The following is a 19,348-nucleotide window of genomic DNA, read 5'->3' as shown; positions in this document are numbered from 1 at the left end:
CCGGACGCTACCCGGGCCGCCGTCAGGCACTGACGGTAGCGAGGTGATCCCAGTAGCGTGACCGGCGTGAAGGTCCGCATCGGCATCGGTTCCCTTCCACTGGCCGGCGGTGCCGGCCCCGGCCCGGAGCTGGCCGAGCTCGTCGACGAGCTCGAGGCGCGGCGGATCGACTCGCTGTGGCTGGCCGACCAGGCCTCGCTCCCGCTGATCGACCCGCTCGTCGGGATGGGCTTCGCGGTGGCCCGCACGCGGACGCTCAAGGTCGGCAGCGGGGTGATCGTGCTGCCCGGCCGCAACCCGGCGCTGGTGGCGGCGCAGCTCGCGTCGCTCACCGCGCTCGCGCCGAAGCGGATCCTGCCCGCGTTCGGGGTGCGGCCGGCCGTCGCGGCGGAGCGGCAGCTCTTCCCGGCACCGGACGGCGCCCGGGCGGCCCTCTTCGACGAGTCCCTCGAGGTGGTGCGCCGCCTGCTCGCCGAGCCGCGCGTCACTCACCACGGCCGGTTCTTCCACCTCGACGACGTGTCGGTGGGCCCGCTGCCGCCGCGGCCACCGGACATCTGGCTGGGCGGCCGGGCTCCGGCCGGGCTGCGCCGGATCGGGCGGCTCGCCGACGGCTGGCTGGGCAGCTTCGTCACGCCCGACGAGGCCCGCGACGCCCGCGCGCAGATCGAGCGCGCGGCCGCGGAGGCGGGTCGGGAGATCGAGGACGACCACTACGGCACCAACATCGCCGTGGTGGCACCGGACGCCTCGGCGGCCGAGGTGGCCGCGGCCCGGGAGCGCGCCGCGCGTCGCCGGCCGGACCTCGAGCCTGCCGACCTCGTGCCGCACGGCTGGGGCGAGGCGCGCGAGCTCGTGCGCCGGTACGTCGACGCGGGCCTCACGAAGTTCGTGGTGCGCCCGGCCGCGCCCGTCGCGTCCTGGACGGCGTTCCTCGACGAGTTCACGGCCGAGCTGCGACCGCTCGAGGACGAGCTGAGCGACGAGTGAGTACCGAGGTCGGGGAGATCGATACCTTCGGCCGGTGACGCCCCGGGCGCGCCCGGTTCCCTGGAGCGGTGCCGGAGATCCACCTGCGCCCGACGGGCCTCGCCGAGCGCGTGCTCGCGCCGGACCTCGCCCGCGGCGTGATGCTGCTGTTCATCGCGCTCGCCAACTCGCACTGGTTCGTGCGGGTGCGGGCTACCTCGCCGGGTTCCCGCTGGACGGCTCGCCCGTGGACGCCGCGGTCGCGGGCGTCATCGCCACGGTCGTGGACGGGCGGGCGTTCCCGCCGTTCAGCGTGCTGTTCGGGTACGGGGTGGGGCAGCTGGTGCGCCGCCACCAGGACGCCGGAGCGCCGTGGCGCACCGTCAGCAGGCTGGTGCGGCGACGCGGCGCCTGGATGCTGGTGATCGGCTTCCTGCACTGCCTGCTCCTGTACATGGGCGACATCGTGGCCGCGTACGGGCTGCTCGCGCTCGTCCTGGTCGGGGCCGTGCGGTGGCGGGAGTGGGTGTTGCTGCCGCCCCCCGGACCCGGTGACGGCGTTCGTCGAGCGGGCGGCGGTGTGGCCGGTGCTCGTGCCGCTGGAGGCGGTGGGGCTCCTCGTGCCGTTCCTGCTCGGGATCATGGCGCCCGCAGGCGACTGCTGGAGGAGCCGGCTTGCGGACCGATCCTGTCCTGAAGGGCTCCTAACGTCGCGGACATGAGCGCGATCGACAACGTGGAGGGGCCGGTGCTGCGTCCCGGCGACGACGGATTCGACGACGAGCTCAGCGGCTACCAGCTCGCGCACCCGCACCGCCCGGACCTCGTCGTGGGCGTGACGTCGGCAGCCGACGTCGTGGCCGCGGTGCGGTACGCGGCCGACCACGGGCTGCCGCTCGCGGTGCAGACCAGCGGCCACGGCCGTGAGGTGCCGCTCGCCGGCGGCGTCCTGATCAGCACCCGGCGGATGGACGGCGTGCGCGTCGACCCGGCGGCCCGCGTGGTCCGGGTGGAGGCAGGCACCCGGTGGGCGCAGGTCGTGGCCGCGGCGGCCGAGCACGGGCTCGCGCCGCCCAGCGGGTCCGCGCCCGGGGTCGGGGTGGTCGGCTACACCCTCGGCGGCGGCATCGGGGTGCTCGCCCGGGAGCTGGGCTGGGCAAGCGACCGGGTGCGCAGCGTCGAGCTCGCCATGCCCGTCGGGATCCGGCACGTCACGGCCGGCTCCGACCCGGAGGTCTTCCGCACGCTGCGCGGCGCGGGCACCCCGCCCGGCACCGCCGTGACGGCGATGGAGATCGAACTCGCCCCCGTGGAGCGCATCCACGGCGGCGCGCTGTCGGTGGCGCAGGAGCACGTGCCCGCGCTGCTCGCCGCCTACCGCGACTGGACCGCCGACCTGCCCGAGTTCCTCACCTCGTCGATCGGGGCGCTGCCCTACCCGGACCTGCCGATGGTGCCCGCGCACCTGCGCGGCCGGTACGTGGCGCAGGTCCGGATCGCCTCCACCGGATCGGCGGCGGAGACGCAGCGGCTCGTGGCGCCGCTGCGCGCGGCCGTGCCGACCACCGGCGCGCTGGCCGAGCTGCCCTACGCGCAGGCCGCCACGATCTTCGCCGAGCCCGACCAGCCGCACCCCTACACCGGCACCAACACCATGCTGCGGGAGTTCGACCCCGCCGTGGCGGCCGCGGCCCTGGAGATCACCGGGCCCGGGGCGCCGGTGATGTGCGTGCTGGGGCTGCGGCACCTGGGTGGCGCGCTCGCCCGCCCTCCCGCAGTGCCCGACGCCGTCGCCCACCGCGACGCGCCGTACCTGCTGTCGGTGCTGTCGCTGGTGGACGGCACCGACGTGCCCGGCCGCCTGCACCGCGAGCTGATGGACGCGGTGGCCCCGTGGTCGCTCGGGCCCACCCCGAACTTCCGCTTCGGCGAGGAGGCGGCCCGGGAGTGGGCCCGCTGACCCCGGACTAGCAGCGGAGGTCGGCGAGCGCCTCCCGGGCAGCGGCCCGGGAGGCGTTCCAGCTGGGCCAGTCCGTCTCCGCCTCGCCGAGCCGGGCCGCGATGCGCGGGAGCACCTCGCAGCGCTGCTGCGCGGGCAACCGGACGAGGGCGGGCACGGCGTCGGCCGAGAGCCTGCCGAGGTAGACGGTGTCGATCTTCCCGGTGGTCTCGAAGCGCCCCACGTCGGACGCCGCGACGAACCCCTCCGGGTCGAGGGCCGCGAGCGCGACCAGTGCCGCCACGCCGGCGCCCGCCATCTCGCGCACCAGCGGCCGGGCCTGCAGGCGCAGCACCGCCACGAGCACGAGCAGGAAGCAGACCCCGAGCCACAGCTCGCAGGTCAGCACCACCAGCCGCAGCGTGGTGAAGCCGTACGCCTCCTGGTAGAGCCACATCCGCCGCAGCGCCGACAGGACGATCACCAGCGTGAGCCCGGCGAGCGCGGCCAGCAGGCTGCGCTTCCACGCGCGGTCCGCAGGCGTGGGGGTGGGGGCGAACCGGGACGCCAGCAGCACCACGCCCAGCGCCAGCACGGTGACCGCGAGCAGCTGCCAGAACCCACCGCGCGCGTACTCGGCGTAGGTCAGGCCGGTGGTGCGCCGGACGTAGTCGTCGGAGCCGAACAGCGTGGCGAACTGCACGCCGACGAACAGCCCGAACAATGCCACCAGGAACCCGATCGGCAGCGCCCACTCCACGCGGCGCACCCGGGCCGGGCCGCCCTTCTGCGGCTGTGGCGTCGGCGGCGCCATGAGCAGGAACCCGCAGCCGAGCACGGCGGCCGCCGCGAACGCGCACACCACGGCGCGGGTGACGACCGTGTCGTCGAGGGTGGGCACCAGGTCGTCGAGCACCCGCGCGAACGCCGGGTCGGCGGAGGCGAGCAGCGGCGCGAACACGGCCACCAGGCACAGACCCAGCGCGGTCGCCACCACCGTGCGCGCGCCGCCACCCCCGTCGCCCTGCCGCGCGGCCCGCAGCGCCCGCCCGGTCCACGGCAGCGCCCGGAACGCGGCCAGCACCACCGCCATCGTGCTGAAGGTGAGGCTGCGGAAGTGCCTGCCCGCAACCGCGATCGACCCCGCGGCCAGCGCCGCGAGCATGCACAGCGCCACCAGCCACTCCGCGTCGCGCACGGCGATGACCCCCGCGAGGGCGACGGCGGCGATCGCCCACGCCGCGTCGACCGCGTACGCGCGCGCCGCGGGCGGGGCCGGGTCGTTCCGGTACGCCTGCCGCGCCAGCGCCCCCACGACGATCGCGGCCACGGCGGCCATCACGAACCAGCCGATCCCGGGCCGCTCGACCGGCAGCGCGACCGCGGCGGTGAGCCCGACCGCGGCGGCCGCGCCGAGCACCCACCGCCCGGGCGGTGCGGACGGGCCGCGCCAGTGGGGGAACAGCAGCACCGGTGCGGACGCGAACGGGCCCGCGGCCGGGGCGGCCACCACCACCGCGCTCTCCGACGGCTCCTGCTGCGGCGCCTCCTGTTCGGGCGTCTCCGGTCCGGTCACGGTGTCCCCGGTGCCGCCCTGCGCCCCGCTCACGACCGCGCCGGCAGGGTCACGCGGATGCGGCAGCCCGGGCGCCCGTTCGTCGCCGGGCCGTCCACCACGGCGATCCGCCCCCCGTGCAGGTCCACCACCCACCGGGCGATCGCGAGCCCGAGGCCGGTGCCCCCGCCCACCGCCCGCTCCCCGCGCGTGAACCGGTGGAACACGCGGTCCCGCTCGTCCGGGGCGATCCCCGGACCCTCGTCCCGTACCTCGAGCACGAGCCCCCCTCCCTGTCGTCGTCCGACGACGTGCACATCCGTTCCGGGCGGCGCGTGGCGCGCCGCGTTGTCGAGCAGGTTGACGACGACCTGGTGCAGCCGGATGGGGTCCGCCTGTACCGCGAGGTCGTCCGGCCGCACGTCGAGCCGGAAGCCGACGTCGCGCCCCGTGACGTCGGCCGCCACCCGTGCCTCGGCCACCGCCTGGTCCAGCATCGGCACGAGCGGCACGAGCTCGGGCCGCAGCGTGAGCGCGCCCGCGTCGATGCGGGACAGGTCGAGCAGCTCGCCGACGAGCGCGCCCAGCCGCTCGGTCTGGGCGAGCGCGGTGCGCAGCGTGGCCGGGTCCGGCTCGGCCACGCCGTCGGCGACGTTCTCCAGCACGGCCTGCAGCGCGGCGATCGGCGTGCGCAGCTCGTGCGAGACGTTGGCGATCAGCTCGCGGCGCTGCTGGTCGGCGGCGGCGAGGTCGGTGGCCATCCGGTTGAAGGCGGTGGCGAGCTGACCGACCTCGTCCTTCGAGGTGGCGCGCACCCGGCGCGTGTAGTCGCCCTGCGCCATGGCCATCGCCGCCGCGGTCATCTCGCGCAGCGGGCGCGTCATGCCGTGGGCGAGCACCTGCGCGGTGAGCAGCACGATCGCGATCGCCACGAGCGTGATCGAGACCGGGGGCAGCCACCGGTACTGCAGCCACAGGTAGACGATGCCCGCTGCGCCCGACCCCAGCAGCAGGATGCTGATCTTCAGCTTGATCGACCGCAGCGGGTCGAGCGGGCGCGGCAGCAGGTCGACGAGCGCCGCGAGCCTGCTCATCGCGGCACCTCGAGCGCGTAGCCCACCCCGTGCACGGTGCGGATGAGGTCGGCGCCGAGCTTGCGCCGCAGCGCCTTGACGTGGCTGTCGACGGCGCGCGTGCCGGTGGCGTCGGCCCAGCCCCACACCTCGGCGAGCAGCGACTCCCGCGGGTGCACCGTGCGCGGCTGCCGGGCCAGGTGCACGAGCAGGTCGAACTCGGTGGGCGTGAGGTGGGCGGGCTCGCCGCCGCGCAGCACCCGCCGCTCGGCCGGGTCGATCTCCAGATCGCCGAGCACGATCCGGGTCGGCACCTGCTGCTCGGCCGCCCGGTCGACCCGGCGGAACAGCACCCCGACCCGGGCGGCCAGCTCGCGGATCGAGAACGGCTTGGTCAGGTAGTCGTCCGCGCCGACGGCGAGCCCCACGAGCAGGTCGGTCTCGGTGTCGCGCGCCGTCAGCATGAGGACGGGGATCGGGCGCCGCGCCTGGATCCGGCGGCACACCTCGAGCCCGTCGAAGCCGGGCAGCATGACGTCCAGGACGACCAGGTCGGGCGCGTCCGACTCGAACCGGGCCATCGCCGACGGCCCGTCGTGCGCCACGTCGACCGCGTACCCCTCGGCCCGCAGGCGCGCCGCGATCGACATCGCGATCGTCGGCTCGTCGTCCACCACCAGCACCCGCCGGCCCGCGTTCATGCCGCCGAATCTAGGGGCCGCCTGTGGAGGGGAGCTGTCGGCGATGTGGAGGAACTGTGTAGATCGCTTCCGCTACGAGCGGCCGGGGGCTACCTCGCCGTGGTCGTCGAGGCGTTCGGCGAGCAGACGCCGGGCGTGCTCGTGGGCCTGGCGCCGCGCGTCGGCGAAATAGGTGGCGGGATCGGTCAGCAGGCGCGCCAACCGCGCGCGTTGCACGTCGTCGCCGTTGGTCCGGGTTTTCGCCACGTCACCAGGTTAACCGTGGTCACGCCCCGAGGGCGACCGCCAGCAGCCGGGCGAGCACGCGCACGGTGGCGACGTCGTCCTCGTCGAGGTCGCCGACATGCAGCCCGTCGACGGTGAGGATGCCGAACTGGCGGGCCTCGGTGGCCACGGGCACCGCGATGAACGTGCGGTAGGCGTGGCCCCCGGGCTCCCAGCCGGGCGGGGAGGCGGCCTTGGTGTCGGCGCAGAAGAGGTCCAGGCGCCGGGCGAGCATGTCCAGGGCGAAGTCGCCGAGCTCGGTGCCCTCGACGAACGTGGTGCGCGGCTGCTCCGCGCGGCCGTGGAACCCGGCGGGGACGAGCCGCACGGGCCGCTCGTCGACGCGCGTGAAGAAGCAGGAGCGCAGGCGGTCGGCGCCGGGCAGCTCGGCCGCCGCCGCCAGCACCACGGCCTTGGCCTGGCCCTGCAGCTCCACCGCCTCCCGGCCGAACGACCAGCGCGGCCGGTCGGTGATGCCGCCGATGAGGTAGGTGAGCGGCTCGAGCGTGTCGTCCAGCACCAGCCGGATGCGCGCCTCCGCGTCCTCCGCCACCTGCTGGGCGGTGCGGGCCCGCACGCGCGCGTTGTGCTCGGCCCGCATCGGGATGCCGACGGCGAGTGCGGTGAGCGCGGCCCCGGCGGCCGCCGTGAGGGTGAACGACCAGCCGGACAGGTCGTTGACGAGCGCGCCGAGCACCCAGGCCGCCGTGGCCGCGGTGATCGTGGCCGGACGCGCCGCGGCCCGGAGCAGATCGCTGGTTCCCCCCATCGCGGGGGAGCGTAGCCGTGGGCCCCGTCACTGCGGGGCACGGGCGCGCCGCGCGCGAGCGACGCACATCCGCCCGAAAGAAGGAATGAGCCCGCCTGTACGGCCGTCCCTGCTACTGCGAGTGGTGGCCGAGCCGTTACTGCGTGACGTGGCCCACCGGGGTGCCTCGTACCTTCACCCGGTCGTGTCGCCCCGGTCCACGGGGTTCGCCGAAAGTGCCCAGCAGTTCGATCTTCCTGGTCAGGGGGCGCGGAACCGGTTGGTTCCGCGGTCGTTGCACCGGGCTGCAGACGACGTACGGATGGGGACGGTGCCGGGTTGAGAGACGAACTGACACTGCACCAGCGGGTGCAGGAGAGTCCCGAGTTCGCCGAACTGCGGTCCCGGCTGCGCCGGTTCGTGTTCCCGATGAGCGCGGCCTTCATGCTCTGGTACCTCGGGTACGTCCTGCTGGCCTCCTACGCGCCGGAGGTCATGGCGATCCCGCTGTTCGGCCACATCAACGTCGGGATCGTCGTCGGGCTGCTGCAGTTCGCGACCACGTTCGTGATCACGGGCCTCTACGTCCGCTACGCCGACGCCCGGCTCGACCCCGTCGCGGAATCCATCCGCACCCGCATGGAGGGCCACTGATGTCCGAGAAGCTGGGAAGCCCGATCCTCAACATCTCGGTCTTCGCGGCGTTCGTGCTGGTCACGCTCGTCGTGGTGTTCCGGGTGAGCCGCAGCAACAAGACCGCGTCGGACTACTACGCGGCGGGCCGGTCGTTCACCGGTCCGCAGAACGGGGTGGCGATCGCGGGTGACTACCTGTCGGCGGCGTCGTTCCTGGGGATCGCGGGTGCGATCGCGGTGAACGGCTACGACGGGTTCCTGTACTCGATCGGGTTCCTGGTGGCGTGGCTGGTGGCGTTGCTGCTGGTGGCCGAGTTGCTGCGCAACACGGGCAAGTTCACGATGGGCGACGTGCTGAGCTTCCGGATGCGGCAGCGTCCGGTGCGGGCGGCGGCGGCCACGTCCACGCTCGTGGTGTCGCTGTTCTACCTGCTGGCGCAGATGGCCGGCGCGGGTGCCTTGATCGCGTTGCTGTTGCAGATCCCGAACAGCAACACGTTCGGGCAGGGTGTCGTGATCGCCGTCGTGGGCGGGCTGATGATCGTCTACGTGCTGGTGGGCGGCATGAAGGGCACCACGTGGGTGCAGATCATCAAGGCCGGTCTGCTGCTGATCGGGGCCGCCACCCTGGTGACGTGGGTGCTCGGGCGCCACGCGTTCGACTTCTCCGCGCTGCTCGGTGAGGCGGTCGAGAAGAACCCGACCATGGAGACGTCCACCGGCGTGGTGAAGGAGCTGGGGGAGCGGCTGCTGATCCCCGGCCTGCAGTACGGCGCGTCCGACCTCGCGAAGATCGACTTCCTGTCGCTGGGGCTCGCGCTGGTGCTCGGCACCGCAGGCCTGCCGCACATCCTGATGCGCTTCTACACGGTGCCCAACGCCAAGGAGGCCCGCCGCTCCGTCGTGTGGGCGATCTGGCTGATCGGCATCTTCTACCTGTTCTCGTTGGTGCTCGGCTACGGCGCCGCCGCGCTCGTGCCCGGCGGGGCGGAGCGGATCGCGAACTCGCCCGGCGGCACCAACTCCGCCGCCCCGCTGCTGGCCTACCAGCTCGGCGGGGAGGTCATGCTCGGGATCATCTCGGCGATCGCGTTCGCCACGATCCTCGCGGTGGTGGCCGGCCTGACGATCACGGCGTCGGCGTCCTTCGCCCACGACGTGTACGCCAGCGTCATCAAGCGGGGCGCCGCGTCGCCGGACTCGGAGGTGCGCGTGGCCCGCCGCACCGCCGTGCTCGTCGGCGTGGTGGCGGTGGCGGCAGGCATCCTCGCCCGCAACCAGAACGTGGCGTTCCTGGTGGCGCTGGCGTTCGCGGTGGCGGCGTCGGCGAACCTGCCGACGATCCTCTACTCGCTGTTCTGGAAGCGGTTCAACACCACCGGCGCGCTGTGCAGCATCTACGGCGGGCTCGGGATCAGCGTCGTGCTGATCGTGCTCTCGCCCGCGGTGTCCGGCAGCCCCACCGCGATGGTGCCCGACCTCGACTTCGCGATCTTCCCGCTCGCCAACCCGGGCCTGGTGTCGATCCCGGCGTCGTTCCTGCTCGGCGCCGTTGGGGCCCTGCTCGGCCCGAACGACGAGGGCGCCGACGCCCGGCACGCCGAGATGGAGGTCCGCGCGCTGACGGGGGCCGGCTCGGAGAAGTCCACGGTGGCCCCGAAGACGGCGCCGCTGCCCAAGATCATGGTCTAGGTTCCGCGCCGCGGGGGCGCCCGAACGCCGGCAAGGTGGCTTTACTGGCGTATAACGCCAGCAAAGCCACCTTGCCGGCGTAAGGGGCGGGGCCGGCCTAGAAGTTGCCCCGCCGCGCCTGCTCCCGCTCGATCGCCTCGAACAGGGCCTGGAAGTTGCCCTTGCCGAAGCCCAGGGAACCGTGCCGTTCGATGAGCTCGAAGAACACGGTGGGGCGGTCGCCGATCGGCTTGGTGAAGATCTGCAGGAGGTAGCCGTCCTCGTCGCGGTCGACGAGGATGCCGCGCTTCCGCAGCTCCTCGATCGGCACCCGGACCTCGCCGATCCGGGCCCGCAGCTCGGGGTCGGTGTAGTAGGAGTCGGGCGTCTGGAGGAACTCGACGCCCGCGTCGCGCAGCGCGTCGACGGTGCGCACGATGTCGTTCGTGGCGAGCGCGAGGTGCTGGGCACCCGGGCCGCCGTAGAACTCGAGGTACTCGTCGATCTGCGAGCGCTTCTTGCCCATCGCCGGCTCGTTCAACGGGAACTTGACGCGGTGGTTGCCGCTCGCCACCACCTTGCTCATGAGCGCCGAGTACTCGGTGGCGATGTCGTCGCCGACGAACTCCGCCATGTTCGTGAAGCCCATGACCCGGTGGTAGAAGTCCACCCACTCGTCCATCCGCCCGAGCTCCACATTCCCGACGACGTGGTCGAGCGCCTGGAACAGCCGCTTCGGTGCGCCGTCGGGCTTGCGGCGGGTGGAGGTGCGGGCGACGTAGCCGGGCAGGTAGGGGCCGGTGTAGCGGGAGCGGTCCACGAGCGTGTGGCGGGTCTCCCCGTAGGTGGCGATGGCCGCGAGCCGGACGGTGCCGTGCTCGTCGGAGACGTCGTGCGGCTCCTCCAGGATCGTGGCGCCCTGGGCGCGGGCGTGCCGGATGCACCGGTCGACGTCGGGCACCTCGAGCGCGATGTCGACGATCCCGTCGCCGTGGCGGCGGTGGTGGTCGAGCACCGGGCTGGCCGGGTCCACCCCGCCCTTCAGCACGAACCGGACCGCGCCCGAGCGCAGCACGTAGGCGTGGTGGTCGCGGTTGCCGGTCTCCGGGCCGGAGTACGCCACCAGCTCCATCCCGAAGGCCAGCTGGTAGAAGGCGGCCGCCTGGGTGGCGTTCCCGACGGCCCACACGACGGCGTCCCACCCGGTCACCGGGAAGGGATCGCCCTGCTCGTCGTACTCGACGAGCCCGACGAGTTGCCGCAGCTGGTCGAGGTCGAGTTCGGCCAGCCGCTCCTGGTTGGTGAGGGTCTGCTCGATGGCCATGCCCCAGGACAGCTCATTCCGGAACTGCTGCGCAACTGCCCGCTTCCGATCTGGTCGGCCTGAACGGATTGTGGGTCCGATCGCCACATCGGCTGTACAGTTCGCCCACATGGAGCTGGACGCGCTCGACGTCGACCTGTTGCGTGCGCTGCGGGCGAGCCCGCGGGCCGGCGTGCTGGAGCTGTCCCGCACCCTCGGCGTCGCGCGCGGCACCGCGCAGGCGCGGCTGGACCGGCTGGAGCGCGAGGGCGTCATCACCGGCTACGGCCCCGACGTCGACCTCGCCGCGGCCGGCTACCCGGTGCAGGCCTTCGCCACCCTGGAGATCGCCCAGGGGCAGCTGGAGGACGTCGCCGCGGAGCTCGCGGCCCTGCCCGCCGTGCTGGAGGCCTACGCCACCACCGGCTCGTCCGACGTGCTGTGCCGGCTCGGCGCGTCCTCCCACCAGGACCTGCAGGACACCCTGCTCGCGCTGGGGCGCAGCCCCACCATCGCCCGCTCCACGAGCGTGGTGGTGCTCTCCGTGGTGGTGGAACCCCGGGTCCTGCCGCTGCTGGAGGCGCAGCCGCGCACGGGACCCAGCCGCGCGCCTAGATATGGACGTGCGCCGGCTGGTGGGTGATCCGCTCGATGTCCGCGGCCGTGGCGTCCAGCAGCCGGTGCGACAGCTCCGACAGCGCCCTGGCCACGGCGAGCTCGTCGCCGATCTGCGGGACGTCCTGGTCCTCCGGGCTGCGGCGGGCCACCCCGACCCCGGTGAGCTCGGTGGCCCCCGCGTCCAGGCGGGCCACCGCCCGCGTCTTGCCGTCGTGCTCGTCGATGTCGATCGCGACGCTCCAGCGCTTCACAGCCTGCATGGCGCTCACCTCGGCTCGCTCGGTGGCGAAGAAGTGTCCTCCCGTCAGGGGCGCAGCGCCAGCTTGCCGACGGTGGCCCGGGCCTCCAGCTCGGCGAGGACCTCCGGCCCGTCGGCCAGGTCGTGGACCACCGCGCGGCCCGGCGGGTGGACGCCCGCGGCGATCAGCGCGGCCAGCTCGGTCATGAGCTCGGCGAACAGCTGCGGAGCCACCTGGCTCAGCACGCCGATGTGCAGCCCGATCACGTGCACGGGGTGGGTGAAATTGAGCTCGCGGTTGGTGATCGCGGCCTCGCCCGCGGCCATGCCGTACACGACCACCCGCCCGGTGATCGGCCGCGTCGCCGCCCGCGCGGCCCGGAAGGCGTCGCCGCCCACGGACTCCAGCACGAGGTCGGCACCGCGGCCGCCGGTGCGGCGCAGCACCTCGTCCGTCAGGTCCCGGTAGTCGACGACGTGGTCGGCGCCCAGCGCCCGCACCACCTCGTGCTTGCCCGGTGAGGCCGTGCCGATCACGGTGGCGCCGTAGTGCTTCGCCGTGCGCACCGCCGCCTGCCCCACCCCGCCCGCCGCGGCCTGCACCACCACGGTCTCGCCCGGTGCCACCCGGCCGAGCCGGAGCGCGGCGAGCGCGGTGCCCCGGTTCAGGACGAGGCCGAGCGCCTGCTCGTCGGTCCAGCCCGTGGGGACGGGGGCCGTGCCCGCGGCGGGCAGCACCGCGTACTCGGCGAAGGCGCCGGGCCCGGTGCCGATCACGTGCGCGCCCGGCTCGGGGCTCGTCACCCCGGGGCCGGCGGCGACGACCTCGCCCGCCGCCTCGAACCCCGCGATGTAGGGCGCGCGCGGGCCGCCGTCGTAGGTGCCTCGGGTCTGCATGACGTCGGCGAAGTTGACGCCCGCCGCGCCCACCCGGATCAGGACCTCGCCCGGGCCGGGCGTCGGCACGGGGGCGTCGATGACGAGGCGCATCGCGCCCGGGCCGGTCAGCGCCGTCTGCTGGAGTGCTCGCATGCCACTAGGCTCGGACCCTCACACACGTGTGAAGGTCGATGTGAGGTGGGACACGTGCGGATCGGCGAGCTCGCCCGGCGCACCGGTGCGTCGCCCCGGCTCCTGCGCTACTACGAGGAGCAGGAGCTGATCAGCGCCGACCGCGGCGCGAACGGCTACCGCGACTACGACGAGGCCTGCGTCGACCGCGTCCGCCAGATCAGGGGGCTCCTCGACGCCGGGCTGCCCACCCGCGTCATCAAGCAGATCCTCCCGTGCCTGACCACGGGGGCGATTCACGTAGCCGACGCCACCCCGGAGACGATCGCGATCCTGGAGCGCGAGCACGCCCGCATGTCGGCGCGCATCGAGTGCCTCGTCCGCAACCGGGACGCGATCGCCGGCTACCTCGCGGCCGTGCGCCTCACTCGCTGAGGGCCTCGGTGAGCAGCGCAGGTGGGGTCTGCAGGTCGTGGGCCCGGAACAGCACAGCGTGCTCCACGCCCATCTCCTTGCCGTTCATGGCCAGGAACATCGGGATGAAGTCGGCGGGTGCGGGGTGGCCCGGGAGCGCCGCGAGGTACGCGGCGTGCGCCTCCAGCGACGCGACCCCACGCCGCAGCGGCTCGCCGGTGACGTCCACCCCGTGCGTGGCCCGTGGGTCGCCCGCGAACGACTGGGTGAGGATCCAGCGCGGGCTCCAGGCCTCGAGGCCCTCGTCGTCGATCTGCTCGGCGAACACCCACCGGTTCCCCGCGTCGCGCACCGCGTCGATCGTGGCGAGGCCGGCGGCCCGGTGGTCGGCCTGGTCGAAACCCATCGGCGACTCGACCTCGTACCCGCCGCCGAACACGGCGTCGGGCCGGAACCGCCGGATGGCCCGGCAGATGTCGCGCCGCAGGTCGAGGTTGTAGACGAGCATGCCATCGGGGTGCTCGAGCACGGTGAGGTCCGTGACGCCGACGACCGCGCACGCGGCCCGTTGTTCGGCGACGCGCAGGCGCGCGGTCTCCTCGGGCGGGTTCGGCATCCCGGCCTCCCCGCGGGTGAGCAGCAGATAGGCGACCTCGACGCCGCGTGCGGTCCAGCGCGCGACGGCGGCGGAGGCGCCGTACTCCATGTCGTCGGGGTGCGCCACGACGCACAACACCCGCTCGATGGACTCCTCGGGCAGCGGGGGCAGCAAGTCGGTCATGGGGGGAGCATCCTCCCGTTGCGCCCTGGCGTACACGATCTCGGCAAGAGTCAGGCGCTCCGCAGCGCGGCCCACGCCGCGAGCGACTCCTCGGTGAGCACCGCGTCGAGCGCCGTGGCGGCCGCCCCGTTCAGCGCGGCGTCGTCGCCCAGCGCGGCCGGGCGCAGCGGGGGAGGTGCCGCCCGACGGAACGTCATCAGGCCGTCGGCGAACGCCGCGGTGAAGGCATCGGGTGCGGCCGTCCGCAGCGGCTCCGCGAGGCCGCCCAGCGTCACGACCTGCGGATCGAGGGCGTTGGCGAGCCCGGCGATCCCGCTGCCGAGGCTCGCCGCCGCGCGGGCCACGGCGGCCCGTGCGGCGGCGTCGGTGCGGCCGAGCACGGTCGTGGCGTAGGTGCGCGGGTCGGGCGGCGGCGGTTCACCGAGGTGGCGGGCGAGCGCGCGGCCGTCGACGGTGAGGTCCCAGCAACCGCGCGCGCCGCACGGGCACCGCAGCGCGCGGTCGCCGAAGGGCAGGTGGCCGAACTCGCCGCCGGCGCCGGTGGCCCCGCGCACCGGCCGCCCGTCCACGACGAGGGTGCCGCCCACCCCGACCTCGACCGTGACGTGCAGCGCCGTGCCCGCACCCGCACCCGCCCCGGCGCGCGCCTCCGCGACGCCGGCCAGCGTGGCGTCGTTGTCGATGCGCAGCGGCACACCGGGAAGGCCGAGCGGCGTGAGGTCGACCGGGCCCCAGCCCAGCGTGGACGCCTGCACGACGCGCCCGTCCTGCACGGTGGCGGCGACCGCCACGCCGACCGCACGGATCCGGTCACCGAGCCGGGCGTGCGCCCGCCGGACCGCCTGCCGCACGGCGGCCACGGCGCGTTCGGGCTCGCGTCCTGCGTGCGGTGCGGCGTTCAGCACGGCCGGCCGCCCGTCGAGGCCCGCCACCGCACACCGCCAGTCCTCGTGCCGCAGGTCGAGCGCGAGGACGACCGGACCGTCGGGGTGCGGCGCGAGCACCGTGGTCGGCCGGCCGCGCCCTCCCGCGGCCGCCGGTGTCTCGGTGAGCAGCGCGAGCTCGCGCAGCCGGGCCGTGATGTCGGTGGCGGAGCCGCTGGAGAGGCCGAGTCGCTGCGCCACCGCGGCGCGGGTGACGCCCGGGGTGCGGCGCATCTCGGCGAGCACGGCGAGCGCCCCGCGCCAGCGCGGGCTTGCCATCGCCCCTCCCTCCCGGATTATGCTCGGTGTCCGAGTTTAATGGGAGGTCGCCATGGACGTGTCGTCGGTGCGCGCGGTCCTGCTCGACATGGACGGCACGCTGGTCGACTCCGACGCCTCCGTCGAGCGGGCGTGGACCACGTGGTCGGGCGAACACGGCCTCGACCCCGCCGACGTCCTGCCGACCGTCCACGGCAGCCCGCCCGCACCCACCGTGCGACGCCTGCTCCCCGCGCTCGACGACACGGCCGTCGCCGCCTCCGCGCAGCGCCAGATGGAGCTGCAGTACGACGACGTCGCCGACGTCGTCGCCGCGCCCGGCGCGCACGACCTGCTCGCCGTGCTGGAGCGGCGCCGCCTGCCGTGGGCCGTCGTCACCAGCGCTGACGTGCGGCTCGCCAAGGCGCGGCTGGGGGCGGCTGGGATCGAGCCGCCGCTGCTCGTCACCGTCGAGGACGTGCGGCGCGGCAAGCCCGACCCGGAGGGCTTCCTGCTCGCCGCGGGGCGGCTGGGCGTCGCCCCGGAGGCGTGCCTCGTGGTGGAGGACAGCGAGCCCGGCCTCGCGTCCGGCCGCGCCGCGGGCATGCGCACGGCGGCGCTGCGCGGGCTGGACGGCGACCTGCGGATCACCGACCTCGCTGAGCTCGTCCGCCTGCTGATCGCGTGATCCCGTTCCGCCTCGCCGTACCCGAGGCCGACCTCGCCGACCTGCGGGACCGGTTGCGGCGCACCCGCTGGCCCGAACCCGAGACCGTCGGCGGCTGGGCCCAGGGCGTGCCCCTGGCGTACCTGCAGGAGCTGTGCGCGTACTGGACCGACGGCTACGACTGGCAGGCCACCGAGGCCCGCCTCAACGCGCTCCCGCAGTACCGCACCGAGCTCGATGGCCTCGGCATCCACTACCTGCACGTCCGTTCGCCCGACCCGGACGCCCTCCCGCTCGTCCTCACCCACGGCTGGCCCGGGTCCGTCGTCGAGTTCCTCGACGCCATCACGCTGCTCACGCAGCCGCCGGACGCGTTCCACGTCGTGTGCCCCTCGCTGCCCGGGTACGGGTGGAGCGACCGGCCCTCCGGCCCCGGCTGGACCGTGCAGCGCACTGCGGCGGCGTGGGCCCAGCTGATGGCCCGGCTCGGTTACGGCCGCTACGGCGCGGCCGGCAGCGACTGGGGCACCTCCGTCAGCACCTGGATCGGCAAGCTCGACCCCGAGCACGTCGCCGGCATCCACCTCGTCCCGCCCCTCGCCGCGCCCGACCCGGCCACGTTCGACGACCTCACCCCCGGCGAGCGTGCCGCCCTCGACGACCTCGCCCGCGGTCAGGCCGACGGCGACGGCTACTCGATGCAGCAGTCCACCCGCCCCCAGACGATCGGGTACGGCCTCGTCGACTCACCCGCCCTGCTCGCCGCCTGGATCGTCGAGAAGTTCCACGCCTGGACCGATCCGGCGAGCACCCTCACCCACGACCAGCTCCTCGACAACCTCATGCACTACTGGCTCCCCGGCACCGGCGCGTCGGCGGCCCGGCTGTACTGGGAGAGCTTCCGCGAGGTGCAGCGCACCTTCGCCGGGGAGACCACCGACCAGGTGCACGTCCCGGTCGGCTGCTCGGTGTTCCCCCACGAGAACCCCCGCCCGTCCCGGCGCTGGGCGGCCCGGCGCTTCCCCGACATCCGCTACTGGAACGAACCCGACCGCGGCGGCCACTTCGCCGCGTTCGAGCAGCCGGAGCTCTTCGCCGCGGAGCTGAGTGCCTTCTTCCGCCTGGTCCGCTGAGGGCCGCCCGGGTCGCACACCACTTGTGGGGCCGGCACATCGGTTGCAGTCGGTGTGTGAGCACCGGAGGTGGTGTGTGGGCCTCGGGGGCGGTGGCTTCGGGGTGGTCGCACACCACGTGTGGGGCTTGCACATCGGTTGCAGTCGGTGTGTGAGCACCCGAGGTGGTGTGTGAGCCCGGCAGGACGGCGCGGGCCTCAGAAGCGGTAGCGCAGGATCCGCCCCACGTCGCGGAGCTTGGGCAGCCGGGCGAGCACCCGCATCTCGACGCGGCCGAAGCGGGGCAGGAGGTCCAGGCCGGGCATGTCGACGCTGCGCAGCGCGTCGAGGAGCAGCAGGCCGTCGTGCCAGGCCTCGAGTTCGTGGGGGTCGTCGATGCCCCAGCGGAGGGTGGCGCCGGACTTGCGGACGGCGGTGACGAGCTTCTGGAGGCGGATGCCGATGGTGCCGTAGGCGTCGAACAGCAGCTGCCCGCTCGGGAAGCGCCCGGTGATCCGTTCGACGAGGCGGCGGCCGTCCTCCTTGCGCAGGTACATGGTGAGACCCTCGAACACGGCGACGGTGGGGCGGTCGGCGGGCACCGCGTCGAGCCATCCGTCGTCGGTGACGGACGCGCTGACGAGGCGGTAGTCGCCTGTCGGGGGCGGCAGCAGCCGTTCGCGGAGCGCGACGACCTCGGGGTGGTCGAGGTCGATCCAGCGGACGGACGGCCCGGGGGCGAGCCGCTGCACGCGGGTGTCGAGCCCGCAGGCCAGGTGCAGGACGGTGGCCTCCGGGTGGGCGGCGAGGAACTCGCGGGTCCAGGTGTCGAGCTGCCTGCCGCGCAGCGCGACGCCGGCCGCGAGGGTGGCGGTCATGCCGGTGCGGCGGAAGTCGTAGTCGATCCGGTCGACGGCGCGGGCCGCGGCCTCGTCGTGCAGGACGGAGCGGGGAGCGCGGCTGTCGAGCGCCCGCCCGTACAGCGTGGCGAGCAGCGTTTCCGGTGCCCCGGTCAGTGTCACCCGCTCGCGCTCCACGTGGTCACCGGGCCGCCGGGTGCGGCACCTCGGGTGAGGACGTCTCGAGCGGCACGTCGGGGCCGCGGACGAGCCCGAGTTGCACGGTCTGGCGGGGCAGCACGGCGTCGAGGAGCCAGTCGGCGGCGGTGCGGGCGCGGTTGGCCGGCATCGACAGCAGGTGGTAGCCGCGGGTGACGGCCTTGGCCGCGATCCCGGAGAGCGGCACGTGCAGCGGGTTGGCCGCGGCGTCGTGCCCGCCGAGCTCGACGACGAAGCCGAGGTCGTGGTGGCGGTAGCTGCGGGGCGCACCGTGCCCGAGCGACGCGGCCACGTTGCGCGCCGCGAGCCCGCCCTGGCGGGTGGCGTGCTGCGCGGTCATCGCCGTGATCTCGCCGGGGCGGGTGAGGTCGGGCACCGCGGCCGCGTCGCCGCAGGCGAACACGTCGGGGTGGCCGGGCACCGTGAGTTGCGGGTCGACCACGAGCCTGCCCTTCTCGGTGGGCTGCCCGACGTCCTCCACGAGCGGGTCGGGCCGCACCCCGACGCACCACACGAGGGTGCGGGTCGACACCTTCTCGCCGGTGGTGAGGCAGACGTGGTCGCGGGTGGCCTCCTGCACCGACTGCCCGGTGCGCACCTCGACGCCGCGCTTGCGCAGCACGCGATCGGCCGTCTGCGAGAGGCGCGGGTCCAGCTCGGGCAGCACGTTGTCGGCGAGGTCGAGCAGCAGCCAGCGCACGGGCTGGTCGCGCAGCACGGCGTGCTGGCGCACCAGCGCGTCGGTGAGCAGCGGGCCCTGGGCGGCGACCTCGGTGCCGGTGTAGCCCGCGCCGACCACGACGAACGTGCAGCGCGCCTCGCGTTCGGCCGGGTCGGTGGCGGAGGCGGCGAGCTCGATCTGGCGGGTGATGTGATCGCGCAGGTAGAGGGCCTCGGGGACGCCGCGGAAGCCGTGGGCGTGGTCGGCGACGCCGGGGACGGGCAGCAGCTTGTTGACGCTGCCGACGGCGAGCACGAGCCGGTCGTAGCGCAGCTCGCCGCGCCCGCCCTCGGGGTCGGTCCAGCCGACGGTGCGCTCGTCGAGGTCCACCGCGTCGACCTCGCCGAGCGTCACCCGCACCCCGGGCAGGGTGGCGGCGAGCGGCACGGTGATCCGCCGCGGGTCGATCACGCCGGCGGCCACCTCGGGCAGGAGCGGGAGGTAGAGGAAGTAGTCCGTGGGGTTGATGAGCACGATCTCCGCGGCGTGGCCGATCCGCTCGGCGAGGCCGCGCGCGGCCGTGTGGCCGGCGAACCCGCCTCCGACGATCACGACCCGCGGCCGGGCCACCGCATCCGTCGACGTCATGGCCTTCGCCTACCCGGGGCCCTGGACCGGCAATCGCCGCGCCGGGCCCCACTACGCTCGGTCGCCGGGCGCCCCGTCCGGACGGCGCCCGGACGGGAGCG

The 19,348-nt window shown here is 74.5% G+C and carries 21 protein-coding genes; 9 read left to right on the top strand and 12 right to left on the bottom strand.

Features of this window, described 5'->3' with window-relative positions; genetic code table 11:
* Window positions 1-66: 66 nt before the first annotated feature.
* From ACFPL3_RS06430 to ACFPL3_RS06420, 3 genes are all read left to right on the top strand, one after another.
* Window positions 67-990 carry a TIGR03854 family LLM class F420-dependent oxidoreductase gene (locus tag ACFPL3_RS06430; protein WP_343946199.1) on the top strand — a complete coding sequence of 308 codons (924 nt, stop codon included), beginning with the start codon at window positions 67-69 and terminating at the stop codon, window positions 988-990.
* 226 nt (window positions 991-1,216) lie between these two features.
* Entirely contained in the window at window positions 1,217-1,666 is a 450-nt protein-coding gene (locus tag ACFPL3_RS06425) for a DUF418 domain-containing protein (protein WP_343946200.1), read from the top strand.
* 21 nt (window positions 1,667-1,687) lie between these two features.
* Window positions 1,688-2,929: an FAD-binding oxidoreductase gene (locus ACFPL3_RS06420; RefSeq protein WP_343946201.1), complete on the top strand. Its 1,242-nt coding sequence runs from the start codon at window positions 1,688-1,690 to the stop codon at window positions 2,927-2,929.
* A 7-nt stretch (window positions 2,930-2,936) separates the two neighbouring features.
* Here the strand turns inward: ACFPL3_RS06420 and ACFPL3_RS06415 are convergent, their stop codons facing one another.
* From ACFPL3_RS06415 to ACFPL3_RS06395, 5 genes are all read right to left on the bottom strand, one after another.
* Window positions 2,937-4,517 carry a DUF4153 domain-containing protein gene (locus ACFPL3_RS06415; protein WP_379588519.1) on the bottom strand — a complete coding sequence of 527 codons (1,581 nt, stop codon included), beginning with the start codon at window positions 4,515-4,517 and terminating at the stop codon, window positions 2,937-2,939.
* On the bottom strand, window positions 4,514-5,557 hold the full coding sequence (locus ACFPL3_RS06410) for a HAMP domain-containing sensor histidine kinase (protein WP_343946203.1): 1,044 nt from the start codon (window positions 5,555-5,557) through the stop codon (window positions 4,514-4,516). The genes ACFPL3_RS06415 and ACFPL3_RS06410 overlap by 4 nt, the downstream gene beginning before the upstream one ends.
* On the bottom strand, window positions 5,554-6,237 hold the full coding sequence (locus ACFPL3_RS06405; protein ID WP_343946204.1) for a response regulator transcription factor: 684 nt from the start codon (window positions 6,235-6,237) through the stop codon (window positions 5,554-5,556). Before ACFPL3_RS06405 ends, ACFPL3_RS06410 begins: the two co-directional genes overlap by 4 nt.
* 72 nt (window positions 6,238-6,309) lie before the next feature.
* On the bottom strand, window positions 6,310-6,483 hold the full coding sequence (locus ACFPL3_RS06400) for a hypothetical protein (protein WP_343946205.1): 174 nt from the start codon (window positions 6,481-6,483) through the stop codon (window positions 6,310-6,312).
* Window positions 6,484-6,502: 19 nt separating this feature from the next.
* Window positions 6,503-7,270: a GAF domain-containing protein gene (locus tag ACFPL3_RS06395; RefSeq protein WP_343946206.1), complete on the bottom strand. Its 768-nt coding sequence runs from the start codon at window positions 7,268-7,270 to the stop codon at window positions 6,503-6,505.
* A gap of 318 nt (window positions 7,271-7,588) precedes the next feature.
* Between ACFPL3_RS06395 and ACFPL3_RS06390 the strand changes: the two genes are divergently transcribed.
* Window positions 7,589-7,903: a DUF485 domain-containing protein gene (locus ACFPL3_RS06390; protein WP_343946207.1), complete on the top strand. Its 315-nt coding sequence runs from the start codon at window positions 7,589-7,591 to the stop codon at window positions 7,901-7,903.
* Complete coding sequence (locus ACFPL3_RS06385) at window positions 7,903-9,576, top strand: solute symporter family protein (RefSeq protein ID WP_343946208.1); 1,674 nt, start codon at window positions 7,903-7,905, stop codon at window positions 9,574-9,576. Before ACFPL3_RS06390 ends, ACFPL3_RS06385 begins: the two co-directional genes overlap by 1 nt.
* Before the next feature lie 97 nt (window positions 9,577-9,673).
* Here the strand turns inward: ACFPL3_RS06385 and hppD are convergent, their stop codons facing one another.
* Window positions 9,674-10,879, bottom strand: a complete 1,206-nt coding sequence (gene hppD / locus ACFPL3_RS06380) for a 4-hydroxyphenylpyruvate dioxygenase (protein ID WP_343946209.1) — start codon at window positions 10,877-10,879, stop codon at window positions 9,674-9,676.
* 109 nt (window positions 10,880-10,988) lie between these two features.
* Here hppD and ACFPL3_RS06375 point away from each other — a divergent pair, with 109 nt between their 5' ends.
* Window positions 10,989-11,501, top strand: coding sequence for an Lrp/AsnC family transcriptional regulator (locus ACFPL3_RS06375; RefSeq protein ID WP_343946210.1), 513 nt, complete (start codon window positions 10,989-10,991; stop codon window positions 11,499-11,501).
* Here ACFPL3_RS06375 and ACFPL3_RS06370 read toward each other — a convergent pair.
* Complete coding sequence (locus tag ACFPL3_RS06370) at window positions 11,470-11,736, bottom strand: DUF1876 domain-containing protein (protein ID WP_343946211.1); 267 nt, start codon at window positions 11,734-11,736, stop codon at window positions 11,470-11,472. The genes ACFPL3_RS06375 and ACFPL3_RS06370 overlap by 32 nt on opposite strands.
* A 44-nt stretch (window positions 11,737-11,780) precedes the next feature.
* Window positions 11,781-12,746, bottom strand: coding sequence for a zinc-binding dehydrogenase (locus ACFPL3_RS06365; RefSeq protein WP_343946212.1), 966 nt, complete (start codon window positions 12,744-12,746; stop codon window positions 11,781-11,783).
* Between the two features lie 54 nt (window positions 12,747-12,800).
* On the opposite strand from ACFPL3_RS06365, the gene ACFPL3_RS06360 reads away from it, so the two are divergent.
* The gene (locus tag ACFPL3_RS06360) at window positions 12,801-13,160 is read left to right on the top strand and encodes a MerR family transcriptional regulator (RefSeq protein WP_343946213.1); all 360 of its coding nucleotides are present in this window, start codon (window positions 12,801-12,803) and stop codon (window positions 13,158-13,160) included.
* On the opposite strand, the gene ACFPL3_RS06355 is transcribed toward ACFPL3_RS06360, so the two are convergent.
* Window positions 13,150-13,920: a PIG-L deacetylase family protein gene (locus ACFPL3_RS06355; protein ID WP_343946214.1), complete on the bottom strand. Its 771-nt coding sequence runs from the start codon at window positions 13,918-13,920 to the stop codon at window positions 13,150-13,152. The genes ACFPL3_RS06360 and ACFPL3_RS06355 overlap by 11 nt on opposite strands.
* A 50-nt stretch (window positions 13,921-13,970) precedes the next feature.
* Window positions 13,971-15,122 carry an ROK family transcriptional regulator gene (locus ACFPL3_RS06350; RefSeq protein ID WP_379588517.1) on the bottom strand — a complete coding sequence of 384 codons (1,152 nt, stop codon included), beginning with the start codon at window positions 15,120-15,122 and terminating at the stop codon, window positions 13,971-13,973.
* A 52-nt stretch (window positions 15,123-15,174) separates the two neighbouring features.
* Here ACFPL3_RS06350 and ACFPL3_RS06345 point away from each other — a divergent pair, with 52 nt between their 5' ends.
* The gene (locus ACFPL3_RS06345; RefSeq protein WP_343938165.1) at window positions 15,175-15,789 is read left to right on the top strand and encodes an HAD-IA family hydrolase; all 615 of its coding nucleotides are present in this window, start codon (window positions 15,175-15,177) and stop codon (window positions 15,787-15,789) included.
* Window positions 15,786-16,901, top strand: coding sequence for an epoxide hydrolase family protein (locus ACFPL3_RS06340; RefSeq protein ID WP_343938167.1), 1,116 nt, complete (start codon window positions 15,786-15,788; stop codon window positions 16,899-16,901). Before ACFPL3_RS06345 ends, ACFPL3_RS06340 begins: the two co-directional genes overlap by 4 nt.
* A 197-nt stretch (window positions 16,902-17,098) precedes the next feature.
* Here ACFPL3_RS06340 and ACFPL3_RS06335 read toward each other — a convergent pair whose 3' ends face one another.
* A complete protein-coding gene (locus ACFPL3_RS06335; RefSeq protein WP_343938169.1) occupies window positions 17,099-17,902 on the bottom strand; it encodes a class I SAM-dependent methyltransferase in 804 nt (267 codons plus the stop codon).
* A gap of 19 nt (window positions 17,903-17,921) precedes the next feature.
* Window positions 17,922-19,247, bottom strand: a complete 1,326-nt coding sequence (locus ACFPL3_RS06330; protein WP_343938171.1) for an NAD(P)/FAD-dependent oxidoreductase — start codon at window positions 19,245-19,247, stop codon at window positions 17,922-17,924.
* Window positions 19,248-19,348 lie beyond the last annotated feature (101 nt).

This window comes from Pseudonocardia zijingensis (assembly GCF_042657305.1).
Lineage (GTDB): Bacteria > Actinomycetota > Actinomycetes > Mycobacteriales > Pseudonocardiaceae > Pseudonocardia > Pseudonocardia zijingensis.
This window is presented reverse-complemented; position numbering and strand designations above follow the sequence as displayed.